At 40.6% G+C, this 13,352-nt stretch carries 7 protein-coding genes; 6 read left to right on the top strand and 1 reads right to left on the bottom strand.

The window, feature by feature from the left end; translation table 11 throughout:
• Nucleotides 1–36: 36 nt before the first annotated feature.
• Both R3E32_20450 and R3E32_20455 read left to right on the top strand, forming a co-directional pair.
• Nucleotides 37–246 (top strand): hypothetical protein, encoded by a 210-nt coding sequence (locus R3E32_20450; protein MEZ4887113.1) that lies wholly within the window; start codon nucleotides 37–39, stop codon nucleotides 244–246.
• A 482-nt stretch (nucleotides 247–728) separates the two neighbouring features.
• Nucleotides 729–1,169, top strand: coding sequence for an IPTL-CTERM sorting domain-containing protein (locus R3E32_20455; protein MEZ4887114.1), 441 nt, complete (start codon nucleotides 729–731; stop codon nucleotides 1,167–1,169).
• A 404-nt stretch (nucleotides 1,170–1,573) separates the two neighbouring features.
• On the opposite strand, the gene gltB is transcribed toward R3E32_20455, so the two are convergent.
• Nucleotides 1,574–6,217, bottom strand: a complete 4,644-nt coding sequence (gene gltB, locus R3E32_20460) for a glutamate synthase large subunit (protein MEZ4887115.1) — start codon at nucleotides 6,215–6,217, stop codon at nucleotides 1,574–1,576.
• Between the two features lie 328 nt (nucleotides 6,218–6,545).
• Between gltB and R3E32_20465 the strand changes: the two genes are divergently transcribed.
• From R3E32_20465 to R3E32_20480, 4 genes are all read left to right on the top strand, one after another.
• Nucleotides 6,546–8,072: a T9SS type A sorting domain-containing protein gene (locus R3E32_20465; GenBank protein ID MEZ4887116.1), complete on the top strand. Its 1,527-nt coding sequence runs from the start codon at nucleotides 6,546–6,548 to the stop codon at nucleotides 8,070–8,072.
• A 114-nt stretch (nucleotides 8,073–8,186) separates the two neighbouring features.
• Nucleotides 8,187–9,830 (top strand): AAA family ATPase, encoded by a 1,644-nt coding sequence (locus R3E32_20470; protein MEZ4887117.1) that lies wholly within the window; start codon nucleotides 8,187–8,189, stop codon nucleotides 9,828–9,830.
• Nucleotides 9,831–9,896: 66 nt separating this feature from the next.
• Nucleotides 9,897–11,555 carry an AAA family ATPase gene (locus tag R3E32_20475; protein ID MEZ4887118.1) on the top strand — a complete coding sequence of 553 codons (1,659 nt, stop codon included), beginning with the start codon at nucleotides 9,897–9,899 and terminating at the stop codon, nucleotides 11,553–11,555.
• Nucleotides 11,556–11,608: 53 nt separating this feature from the next.
• Nucleotides 11,609–13,303: a M3 family oligoendopeptidase gene (locus R3E32_20480; GenBank protein MEZ4887119.1), complete on the top strand. Its 1,695-nt coding sequence runs from the start codon at nucleotides 11,609–11,611 to the stop codon at nucleotides 13,301–13,303.
• The last annotated feature ends 49 nt before the right edge of the window (nucleotides 13,304–13,352 follow it).

Consider the following 13,352-nt stretch of genomic DNA (forward strand, 5'->3'; position numbering starts at 1 on the left):
TTCCGTAAATTTGAAATCCATCATCAAAAAATCAAAATGGAAAATCCTAAAATAGAAGACGGCAGAATTGCAAGAGTCTCTGATATACCCGAACAAATCGAGGAACTCAATAAAATGATAGCATTACACAAAGGAAAATTGGGCAGTTCTTCCATGTTGTCTCAATACGAATACATGAAAAGCGAGTTTACCCAAGAACTCCATATCATTCTTCAATCTTTTCAAATTACACTACAAGCGGCTTAGGCACAGAGCATAAATATGGGGCATTTTCTATGAACAAAAGAAAAGCCCTGCAACCAAAAGGTTACAAAGCTTCATTATACTGCGTATTATTGTTCTTCCGTCAATGAACAGGCACTGTCTCCTTGCGATTTACAGAAAAAGGAATTTTCTCCGTTGCGATTTCAATTCCTTCAATATTCATATTCGCTTTCATCTACTTCTGTTGCATTATTTTTTTTTTATTTAAAATAAAGTTTATTTTTTTCTCTCCTACTGTTAATGTTTTCCAAAAAAACGCAACTGTATATATAGAAGTACTTCCCAAACCTTTGTTAAGGGAAATACGAGTTCTTGATTAATCCAAATTTCATAATTTTTTAAAACATTTTCAATGAACAATTTCAACAAAATGGCGATTTTCAGCCCAACAACCCAACAACCCAACAACCCAACAACCCAACAGCCCAATCCTTAGTCTATTTTTCAAAACTTGTCTTATAGTATTGGCTTTGTGTCTTGGCAATGCTCCTATTATTGCCCAGCCAGATTCTTTTACAATCACAGGATGTACAAATTCTGGTGCTAACATGGATGGAACTTATACTCGGTCTGCTACAGATCTTGAGGGATGCCCTTGTTATGAAAGAATCACGGATAATAGAGCTATCGGTTATTACTCGATTGCGAATGAATGGGCTTATAGTATAAATCCTTGTGCCACCTTTGCTGCCGTATTGGCAGTATATGGATATACCGATTGTGATATTACAACGGCTACAACTAGTGCATGTGACCCTGCTACAACACTTACCGTAGCTGGTGGTGCAGATGTTCCCACCCTTTCCCAATGGGGTTTGATTGTTCTTGCCTTATTGCTGATGACCGCAGGGACATTGTATTTATTGCAGCCGAAGTTTAGAGGAGGTTTTGAACAAAAACGCTAGATGAAAAGGAACTAAAACCACAAATGAGTTCTTTTCCATCTATAAGTTTCCCGATTCTCGGGACAGGCTATGTTCAAAAAATAAGGGTGCATCCCAAATTGTCATGCTTTGAAAAATTATTTGGCAACTGGTGACGGTGCTACGCACCTTAAAAACTTTTTATCTTCCATGCTCTACAAACAGAGTCGGAGCTATGCTCCTAAGGAATTGCTTATCAGGAGCGTAGCTCTGACCATGTTTGTAGGACATTATTGGAGAAGTAAATAGAAAGTACAGCGTACCGATACCGTTCAGTTCCACCTTGCGACAATTTGAGATGCACCCAAAAATAATGCAAGCCCGACCTGTATTAGAATATACAGGTCGGGCTTTTTTTGTTCTATTGAAATCTAATGAAGTAGAATTTAAGAAACAGAAACCAGCCCCTCTTTCCTCTTATTTACAGAAATAACTCTTTTGGGTTCTACTTCTTCAATATTCGCCTTCTCCCTCTGCTCCTCCAATGCCCGCTTATAATCACCAGGCATCACCTTCACAAAACTCTTCACAGCCTCACTCCAATCCTCCAAAAGCTCTTTCGCCACCTCACTATCCGTATATTCCAAGTGACTACTCACCATTCCCTTCAAAACTTGAAAGTCATCCTCACCCATTTCATCAAAATCCGCATCATCATTGCAGTGAGCCTTAAAGGTATTGTTTGGATTGTAAACATAAGCAATACCACCACTCATTCCAGCAGCAAAATTGCGCCCAGTTTCACCCAAAATCACTACTCGTCCGCCAGTCATATACTCACAGCCATGATCGCCAATACCTTCAACAACAGCAGTTACACCCGAATTTCGCACACAAAAACGCTCACCAGCCTTGCCGCTAATATACGCCTCACCAGAAGTCGCTCCATAAAAAGCCACATTGCCGATAATCATGTTTTCAGAAGCCTTCAAAACCGCTTTTTTATCTGGATAAATCCTCAATTTTGCGCCCGACAAACCCTTACCAAAATAATCATTCGCTTCTCCCTCCAATTCAAACGTAATACCTTTGGCACTAAAAGCTGCAAAACTTTGTCCAGCCGAACCCTTGAATTTTAGATGAATCGTATCGTCAGGCAAATATTCACCGCCGTATTTTTTGGCAATTTCATTGGAGAGCATTGTCCCAACCGTTCTATCCGTGTTGATTACCTTCAATTCCGCATACACCTTTTCGCCTTTCTCCAAAGCAGGTTTTGCGAGTTCCAACAACTTCCAATCTATCACCTCCTCAATACCGTGGTCTTGTTCGATTTGTTTGTAAAGACCCGCTTCTTCTCCTTCTTTTTGATGGTGTAAAATGGGGGAAAGGTCAAGATATTCCGCTTTCCAATTCGGTAAATTTTCACGCACCTTCAATGTGTCCACCTGACCCACCATTTCATTGATGGTTCTAAAACCCAATTCTGCCATAATCTCACGAAGGTCTTGCGCCAAGAAAGTGAAGAAATTGATAAGATATTCCACTTTGCCATTGAAGCGAGCCCTCAGGTTTTCATCTTGAGTAGCTACGCCCACAGGACAGGTATTCAAATGGCATTTTCGCATCATAATGCAGCCTTCTACCACCAAAGCAGCCGTTGCAACACCCCATTCTTCTGCACCCAAAAGAGTTGCCACCGCCAAATCTCGACCTGTGCGAATTTGACCATCCGTTTGAAGCGTCACCCGATTCCGCAATTTGTTTTTCACCAAAGTTTGGTGTGCTTCCGACAAACCCAATTCCCACGGCAAACCTGCATGGCGAATAGAACTCAAAGGAGATGCCCCCGTTCCGCCATCGTGTCCTGCAATCAAAATCACATCTGCATGAGCCTTTGCTACTCCTGCTGCAACGACTCCAACACCTGCTTCAGACACCAGTTTTACATTGATTCTTGCGGCACGATTCGCATTTTTGAGGTCGTAAATCAACTGCGCCAAATCTTCAATGGAGTAAATATCGTGGTGAGGCGGTGGAGAAATCAAGCCAACACCTGGCGTAGAGTGTCGCACCTCACCAATCCACTCATTGACCTTATGACCAGGCAATTGTCCACCTTCTCCAGGTTTCGCACCCTGAGCCATTTTGATTTGCAGTTCATCGGCATTGGTCAAATATTCAGTCGTCACACCAAAACGCCCCGAAGCCACTTGTTTGATGGCAGAACGCATCGAATCTCCATTCTCCAAAGGTTGATAACGGCTCGCATCTTCACCCCCTTCTCCACTATTGCTTTTGCCTCCAATGCGGTTCATTGCAATCGCCAGCGTTGTATGCGCTTCATAAGAAATGGAACCAAAAGACATTGCACCTGTTGCAAAACGTTTGAAGATGTTTTCAATAGGCTCTACTTCTTCAATTGGAATAGATGGGCGATTTTTATTGAAGTCCATCAAGCCCCGAAGTGTACAGGCTTTCTTCAATTGGTCATTGATGATTTTGGCGTATTTTTGATAGGCGGTATAGTCGTTGAGGCGAGTCGAATATTGCAGTAAATGAATGGATTGCGGATTGAAAAGGTGAAATTCTCCACGTCTTTTCCATTGATACAGACCACCTACTTCGAGTCGAGGAGCAGGAATCGGAAACTCAGGGAAAGCCAGCTTGTGGCGAATCAATACTTCTTTAGCAATGCCATCAAAGTCCAAACCGCCAATGCGTGAAATCGTGCCTTTGAAGCATTTTTCTATCACTTTTTTGGAAAGCCCCAAGGCTTCAAAAATTTGTGCACCGCAATAAGAATGTAAAGTAGAAATGCCAATTTTGGAGAAAATCTTCAACAGTTCCTTGTTGACCGCTTTGATGTAGTTTTTCATCATTTTTTCTTGCGGAAAATCTTCTGGTACAAATTTGTATTCCTTCAATGTTGTCAGTGTTTCCAAGGCAAGGTAAGGATTCACCGCACTTGCTCCAAAACCAATCAAAGTCGCAAAATGATGGGTTTCACGTACATCACCTGCTTCTACTACAATTGAAGCCTTAGCACGCAAGCCTTTTTTGATGAGGTGGTGGTGAATCGCACCCGTAGCTAAGAGCGAAGGAATGGGTGCATAAAGTTCGGTAACAACCCTATCTGAGAGAATCAAAATATTGGCACCCAGCTTGATAGCTTCCTCCGCTTCAATACAAATTCGGTCTATTGCATACTCCAATCTATCTTTGCGTCCATCGGCTCTAAAGAAAATGTTGATTTTTCGTGCTTTGAAGTACGTATGTTGTACATAGAGTAGTTGTGCCAATTCTTCGTTGGTTAACACAGGCTGAGGAATGTGAATTTGGCGGCAATGGGCAGGTGTTTCCTCTAAAACATTGAGGTGTGTGCCGACTTGTGTGAAAAGCGACATCACCGAACGTTCTCTAATTGAATCAATTGGAGGGTTGGTCACTTGGGCAAACAACTGTTTGAAGTAGTGACTCAAATGTTGACTTTGGTCTGACAAAATCGCCAAAGGTGTATCAGAACCCATTGAGCCAAGCGGTGCATCTCCCTGTTTTACCATCGGTGCCAAAATAAACGTCAAGTCTTCTTTGGTATAACCAAATGCTTGCTGACGAAGAAACAACTCTTTGGAATCGTAGGCTTTATAGAGTTTGTGCGAAGCATCAATAGACTGCGGTAAATCTGCAATGGTGTGTTTTTCTTTCTTCAACCACTCTCGGTAGGGCTGACGGGTGCAGATGTCTTTCTTCAATTCTTCATCGCTGATAATGCGCCCTTGTTCGAGGTCTGCCACCAACATTTTGCCTGGCTGCAAACGCCCTTTATATACAATGTCTTCAGGCGGAATTGGCAATACGCCTACTTCGGAAGCCAATACCAAGTGTCCGTTTTTGGTGACGCAGTAGCGGGAAGGGCGGAGACCATTGCGGTCAAGCGTTGCGCCCACGATTTTACCGTCTGTAAAACAGATAGAAGCAGGACCGTCCCACGGTTCCATCAGCGATTTGTGGTATTCGTAGAAAGCTCGTTTGTCGTCGTCCATCAAGGTGTTTTCTTGCCATGCTTCTGGAATCATCATCATCATGACATGCGGCAAGGAGCGACCACAAAGTGTCAACAATTCCACCACATCGTCGAAAATGGCGGAATCGGATTGGGTTGGGTCACAAATCGGAAACAACATGGCGAACTCTTCTTGGGTGAACAAGTCCGATTTGAGCATAATTTCTTTGGTCTGCCACCAATTATAATTTCCTTTGATGGTGTTGATTTCGCCATTGTGGGCAATGTATCGAAACGGTTGTGCCAATCGCCATTTTGGGAAAGTGTTGGTCGAAAAACGGGAGTGAACCACTGCAATGGCTGATACTACTCTCGTATCTCGCAAGTCTGCAAAGTAGGGACGCAGTTGGTAAGTGGTCAATTGTCCTTTGTAAACCATGGTTTTGTAGGACAAAGAAGGCATGTAAAAATCTTTGGCTTCGAGTAATATATTGCGTACTTCACGGGTGATGTAGTTGCGGAAAATGAACAGCCGTCGCTCCAAATCCAAAAAAGTATATTTGTCGGAAGTAATGAAAATGTGTTCGCTATGTGGTTCTACTGCCAAAGCAGAATCTCCTACTCCTTCATTAGAAGTTGGTAGCTCACGGTAGCCCAAGACCTGCAAATGGAGTTGTTTGGCATACATCGCAATCAACTCTTTGGAGCGGTTTCTCAAATGTTCTTCTCTTGGGAAAAATACGATTCCTGCACCATAGTGTCCAAATTCGGGCAGTTCAAAACCCCATTGACCACATTCTTCTTTCAAAAAATCGTGTGGCATTTGAATCATAATACCCGATCCATCTCCTGTATTGGGTTCACAACCACACGCTCCACGATGCTCCATGTTTTCGAGCATCGTAATCGCCTGCTCAATCAATAGATGTGATTTTTGGTTTTTGAGGTTGGCTATCATGCCTATTCCACAGGCATCTTTCTCCATTTCGGGGATATACAGCCCTTCTACTTCTGAGGTTCTATCGTAGGCTTGTTGCACACAGCCACGCTGATAAGGTGGGTCGTCGTGAATGGAGTTTTGCATTGTATGATTGATTTTGATATGAAAATATTGTTTCTTTATTCAAAGAAAGTGTATTTTTTGATAAAAACAGAATTTTTGGAGATTATTTTGTGAATTTTGTATTGAAATAGTGTTTTTGTTGAGTTTTTTATAAAATCTTGTCTTCAAAATGATGGTTTTTGTTTTCAGTTTTTTCAAAAAATAACGCTTCAATACTTCATTTTTTGTGTATATTAGCAATTATCAATACTTCTATCATGCCGAAAAATACCTCCTGCCAATACTTAGTTCATTCTGGAGACATTGGAAGTTTTGAAAACTTTCGATGTCTTTATAAAACAACCTTTTTATGATGTACCAATTCTATTCATTGTTTGTATGGATGCTCATTCCCTTCCACATTTTTTCCCAAACCACCTTTTCTGTCACTATTGATAATAATCAGAACAGCGAAGAGGCTTGGTCTATTATTCAATTAGCCGATGGTAGTTTTGTCATTGCGAGTTTGTGTTTAATCAATCCAAGTTGGCAAGACTGTATGCAGTTACTCAAAACCGATTCTTTGGGCAATGTGATTTGGAACAAACAATACGACCATCGAAAACCAGGCTATCGAGGCACCTTGAATCCCACACAAGATGGTGGATTTACTTTGGGAACATGGTGGTATGCCGACAATGGCGTTCCCGATGTTTTTTTATTGAAGTTTGACAGCGAAGGCGATACCCTTTGGACCCGACAATTTGGAGGAGAGGGAAGGGATATTGGTTGGGACACTGCAGAATTGCCCGATGGTAGTTTGGTAGTTGTTGGTTCTACAGAAAGTTTTGGAAATGGAGGGGAGGATATTTATGTGGTCAAAACAGATGCTCAGGGCAATTTTCAATGGCAAAGGACTTTCGGGGGACCTGGTCGAGATGTTTCTGCAAATATAAGAATAGAAGGTTCTGGACAGATCTTAATAAGTGGACTCACTTCTGATACACCAACGGGACATTTTGCTACCATTTTTTTGAAGTTAGATGATATGGGAAATGAATTATTAAAAAAAATAATATTATACAGCCCTAATCAAGACAATTGTGGAGCATATATCATACCCTCTATCAAAAAAGGGTATATTATAAATGGCTGCATGGATACAATCATCAACGAAGGAAATGCTGAATACCCCTACTATGTAGGTAGGTTAGACGAGGAAGCCAATGTAGAATGGATGACCTACTTCAATGAAGACCGTGAGAAATATGTGGCGAGCATTTACGAATTAGAAGACGGGCATATCATGGTGCAAGGCATCAATAAAAACCATCCCGAATCAGAGATTTACAATACAGCTTGGTTGGCAAAAGTCTCTCCACAAGGGGAAATTCTTTGGGAACGAAATTATCAAGGAGAAGAAGGAGATTATTCTTGGCGTATTCAAGATATGTGTTTGACTTTAGATGGAGGCTTTGCTTTGGCAGGTGCTTATCGAAATATTCATAATATGGAAAACAATCCCGATGTATGGATATTAAAAGTAGATAACATGGGCTGTTTGGAGCCAGGTTGTGGAAGTGAGTTGATTCGAGTTACGCCGAATTATGTGTACACCGACATTGAAGAAGTTTCACTCCTCCCTCCTCAAAATAGGATCATTTATCCCAATCCTATTTCAGCCGACAGCAAACTATATTTGGGGAATCACCTTGCCGATTTGCTCCAAATCCACGATGTAACAGGCAGGTTGTTGGCGACTTATCCCATTGCAGCCAACACAAAAGAGGTGTCTTTGGGAGGTTTGGATTTGAAATTGAAGGAGGGGATGTATTTGGCTACTTTGTCTTTGAAGGGCAGAATCATTTTGCAAAACAAATTGGCGGTGGTTCGCTAAATGTTTGTACATAGAAAACGGAAGTTTTGAAAACTTCCGTTTTCTTGTTTTTGCAAAGGTCGTTTTGTTTGCTTCGATGGCAGCGAATTGAAGGCAATTGATTAAATTTGTAGCATGAGCAAATTTCAAAAATTACCAACTACGGAGTCGGGATTTGAAGCAATTCGAGAGCAGGGATTACTGTATGTCGACAAAACCAAACAAATGTTGCGGTTGCTGGATGAAGGCAGTTATTTGTTTTTGTCTCGTCCTCGGCGTTTTGGCAAGTCTATGTTGGTGAATACTTTAGAAGCGTTGTATCAAGGCAAAAAACACTTGTTTGAGGGGCTGTATGTGTATGATAAATGGGAGTGGAAGGAATATCCTGTGATTCGGTTGGATTTTTCGGGGATGCACTATAGCGATAATCAAGAGAATTTTGAAAGGAGTATCTATACCCGTTTAGAATGGATTGCTAAAAAATACAAGCTACAACTCAATAAGAAGAATTACAAAGACGCTTTAAGTGAATTACTTTATCTATTACATGAGAAAATAGGGGAAAAAGTAATAGTCCTGATTGACGAATACGATAAGCCTATAACCGACTTTATCAACAATCCCACCAAAGCAGGTGAAAATCGGAGAGTATTGAAGGAGTTTTACACCGACCTGAAAGCAGAACACCGTTTGTTGGAAAAAGTATTTATTACGGGGGTTTCTAAATTGGCGAAAGTTTCGGTTTTTTCGGGGATGAACAATGTGGATGATGTGAGTTTGATATCTGATTTGAATGATGTTGTAGGCTTGACACAAGAAGACGTAGAATCCAATTTTGCGGATTATTTGACGGCATTGGAGAAAAAATTCGATTTTGCATCTCACGAAGACTTGATGAAAGCGGTAAAACATTGGTACAATGGGTATTCTTGGGATGGCGTTGGTAAGATTTACAATCCCTATTCGATTGTTCACCTCTGCAATCGGCTGCAATTCAATAATTTTTGGTTCAAATCGGGAACGCCTACTTTACTGATTGACCTGATCATTCAAAAAGCAAGGATTTCTGACGAAGCACTCAAAAAAGAGCCGACAGAATATGAAAATGTGCAGGTGACAGAAAATGTATTTGATGCTGCGGAGTTGCAAAATTTAAGTGTAGAGGGTTTGTTGTTTCAAACAGGCTATTTGACCATTACGGGTATTCAGTATAAAAACCTCACCCCTTACTATACCCTCAACTATCCGAATCACGAAGTTCGTTGGTCGTTTGCCGCAAATATTTTGGAGAAATATGCAAAAATGCCGAGACATCAAATTCAAACAGGCGCATTGCAGATGTGGGATGCCTTACAAATGTTTGACAAAGCGATGTTTTTGAAGCTATTGCGGTCTTATTTTGCAGTGATTCCTTATCAACTAAGAGAAAGTGCAAATGAGGCGTATTATCATTCCCTTTTTCAGATGGTTTTTACCTTGATTGGCATCGAAATGTTGTCGGAGCGTTCTACAATTGACGGTCGAATTGATGGAGTAATAGAGTTTGATGATAAATTGTATATAGTTGAATTTAAGTTTGCTCGAAAGGGAACGATGGAAAAATTGGTGAAACGAGCTATGCAGCAAATTAAGGAAAAAGGATACGCTGATGGGTATGCAGCAAAAAACAAAACGGTTTATTTGTTGGGCGTTGGTTTTTTGGAGAAAAAAGAGAAGGGAATGGCGCATACTAAGTTGGAGATAGATTGTGTGATAGAAGAATGTATAAGTATGATTTAATTGACGATAATTTTAGCCGTTTTTATAATGCTTTGAAAGCTTGACACGTTTGATTAAATTTGTAGCATGAGCAAATTTCAAAAATTACCAACTACTGAATCTGGTTTTGAAGCAATTCGAGAAGATGGATTGTTGTATGTAGATAAAACGAAACAAATGCTGACTTTACTGAATACGGGTAGGTATTTGTTTTTATCTCGCCCTCGAAGATTTGGTAAGTCAATGTTGGTGAACACCTTGGAGGCTTTGTATCAAGGCAAAAAGCACTTATTTGAAGGTTTGTATGTGTATGACAAATGGGAGTGGAAAGAATATCCTGTGATTCGGTTGGATTTTTCGGGGATGCACTATAGCAATGACCAACAAACTTTTGAAGATAGTATTAATACACGATTAGAATGGAGTGCTAAAAAATACGACATAGAACTTAGTAAGAAGAATTATAAAGACGCTTTAAGTGAATTGCTACAACTATTGTATGGGAAAATAGGGCAAAAAGTAGTTGTATTGGTAGATGAATACGACAAGCCCATAACCGATTTTATCAACAACCCCATCAAAGCAGAAGAAAATCGGAGAGTATTGAAGGAGTTTTATACTTCTTTGAAGGCTGAACACAATTTTTTGGAGAAAGTATTCATCACAGGTGTTTCTAAACTGGCAAAGGTTTCGGTTTTTTCTGGTATGAACAATGTGGATGATTTGAGTTTGATGCCTGAGTTGAACGATGTGGTGGGTTTGACACAAGAAGATGTGGAAAACAGTTTTGCAGATTATTTGGGAGCATTGCAACAAAAATTCAATTTTTCTTCTCACGAAGACTTGATGAAAGCGGTCAAACATTGGTACAATGGTTATTCTTGGGATGGAATCAATAAGGTCTATAATCCTTATTCGATTGTGCATCTCTGCAATCGTTTGGAATTCAAGAATTATTGGTACAAATCTGGAACACCTACTTTGTTGATTGATTTGATTATTCAAAGGGCAAGAATGGAGGACAATGCACTCAAAAAAGAACCTACTGCTTATGAGAATGTAAAGGTAACGGAGGAAATATTTGATGCGGCTGAATTGGAGAATTTAAGTGTTGAGGGTTTGTTGTTTCAAACGGGTTATCTGACTATTACCGATATAGGTTACGAAGATTTGACATCCTATTATAGGCTTAATTATCCCAATCACGAGGTGCGTTGGTCTTTTGCAGCCCACATCATACAGGAGTATGCAAAGATGCCTCGTCACCAAATTCAAACAGGTGCTTTGATGATGCACAGGGCATTGCGAATGTTTGACAAAGCGATGTTTTTGAAGCTATTGCGGTCTTATTTTGCAGTGATTCCTTATCAACTACGAGAAAGTGCGAATGAGGCATACTATCATTCTCTTTTTCAGATGGTTTTCACCTTGATTGGCATAGAAATGTTGTCGGAGCGTTCTACAATTGACGGTCGAATTGATGGAGTGATAGAGTTTGATGATAAATTGTATATCGTTGAATTTAAGTTTGCTCGAAAGGGAACGATGGAAAAATTGATGAAACGAGCGATGCTGCAAATCAAGGAGAAAGGATATGCGGATGGGTATGCAGCAAAAAACAAAACGGTTTATTTGTTGGGCGTTGGTTTTTTGGAGAAAAAGGAGAAGGGAATGGCGCATACTAAGTTGGAGATAGATTGTGTGATAGAAGAGTGGAGGGAAATGGATAGCGTTAATGTTGTGTAAAAAAAAAGGAATTTTTCCCTAATTTCGCTGCCAAACAAAAAATAAATACCCTTATGAAATTCAACGATTTTGAGTACAGCCGTCCAGATATGCCTACTTTCAAGGCGAGTTTTGAAGCGGCGATACAAACTTTTAGTGCAGCGAGCGAATTGGATGCCCAAAGTGAGGCAATGATACAAATCAACAAATTGCGTTCGTCTTTTGACAGCATGAATCAAATTGCTGCAATTCGTTATACGCAAGATACAGCCAATGAGCAGTATGTTGCGGAGCAGCAGTTCTTTGACGAACAATCACCTGTTTTTCAAGAACTGGAATCCAAGTTTTACCAAGCATTGATTGATTCTCAATTCAGAGAAGCATTGCAAGAAAAATGGGGTAAGCAGTTGTTTGACATTGCAGCAGCTAAAATCAAAACGATTTCACCCGAAGTGGTAGAAGATTTGAAGCGAGAGAATCATTTGGCGAGTTCCTATACCAAATTGCTAGCTTCTGCAAAGATTTTGTTTGAAGGAAAAGAGCGCAATTTGCAGGAGTTAACTCCTTTTGAGCAAGACTTGGATAGGGATGTTCGCAAGCGTGCGAGTGAGGCTAAATGGGGCTTCTTTGAAAAAAACGGGGCGGAAATTGACCGCATTTTTGATGAGTTGGTGAAGGTTCGCCACCAAATTGCGACTAAATTGGGTTATGAAAACTATGTGCCGCTTGCCTACAATCGTTTGATGCGAACCGATTACGATGCCAAAATGGTGGCAAATTACCGTCAGCAGGTATTGGAGGAGGTGGTGCCTGTGGCTGCCGAACTGCGTGAAAGACAGGCCAAACGTTTGGGCTTGGATAAATTGAAGTATTACGATACTTCATTGACTTTCAACACTGGAAATCCTACTCCTAAGGGCAATCCCGATTGGATTGTAGAAAATGGAAAAAAAATGTATGCGGATCTTTCGCCTGAAACAAATGAGTTTTTCAACTTCATGTTGGACAACGATTTGATGGATTTGGTGAGCAGAAAAGGCAAGGCTACGGGCGGTTACTGCAATTATATCAGCAACCAAAAATCTCCTTTTATTTTCTCCAATTTCAATGGTACTTCGCACGACATCAATGTATTGACACATGAAGCGGGACATGCTTTTCAGGTGTATATGAGCCGCAATTATCAAGTGCCTGAATACAATTGGCCAACGTATGAGGCATGTGAGATTCATTCGATGAGCATGGAATTTTTTGCATGGCCCTGGATGGAGAGTTTCTTCAAAAACGATACCGAAAAGTTTAAATTTGAGCATTTGAATGACTCGGTGCTTTTTTTGCCTTATGGTGTATCAATTGACGAGTTTCAGCACTTCGTGTATGAAAATCCTGAAGCGAGTCCTAAAGAGCGAAAAGCGGCTTGGCGTAGCGTCGAAAAGAAATATTTGCCGTGGATGGATTATTCAGACAATGATTTTTTGGAGGAAGGGAGCTTTTGGCAGAAACAAGCGCACCTTTTCTTTACGCCTTTCTACTACATTGACTATACGCTTGCTCAAGTTTGTGCTTTTCAGTTTTGGAAGCGAGCGAATGAAAACCGTGAGGATGCTTTTGCGGATTATGTGAAACTCTGTAAAGCGGGTGGCAGTCAATCGTTTTTGAAATTGGTCGACTATGCCAACCTCAATTCTCCTTTTGAAGATGGCTGTATCAAAGATGCAATGGTGCCAATCAAGGAATATTTGGAAATGGTGGATGATATGGTGTTGTAATTGATAATGACTAAAGGAATGACTTTTAAGAACTTCGGAAGTTTTATCT

The sequence above is a fragment of the Chitinophagales bacterium genome, from assembly GCA_041392475.1.
GTDB lineage: Bacteria > Bacteroidota > Bacteroidia > Chitinophagales > UBA2359 > JAUHXA01.

Excerpts from the sequence above, each read along its gene's own strand:
- R3E32_20450 (MEZ4887113.1), top strand. The coding sequence starts at position 37 with ATGGAAAATCCTAAAATAGAAGACGGCAGAATTGCAAGAGTCTCTGAT.
- gltB (MEZ4887115.1), bottom strand. The coding sequence starts at position 6,217 with ATGCAAAACTCCATTCACGACGACCCACCTTATCAGCGTGGCTGTGTG.
- R3E32_20465 (MEZ4887116.1), top strand. The coding sequence starts at position 6,546 with ATGATGTACCAATTCTATTCATTGTTTGTATGGATGCTCATTCCCTTC.
- R3E32_20470 (MEZ4887117.1), top strand. The coding sequence starts at position 8,187 with ATGAGCAAATTTCAAAAATTACCAACTACGGAGTCGGGATTTGAAGCA.
- R3E32_20475 (MEZ4887118.1), top strand. The coding sequence starts at position 9,897 with ATGAGCAAATTTCAAAAATTACCAACTACTGAATCTGGTTTTGAAGCA.
- R3E32_20480 (MEZ4887119.1), top strand. The coding sequence starts at position 11,609 with ATGAAATTCAACGATTTTGAGTACAGCCGTCCAGATATGCCTACTTTC.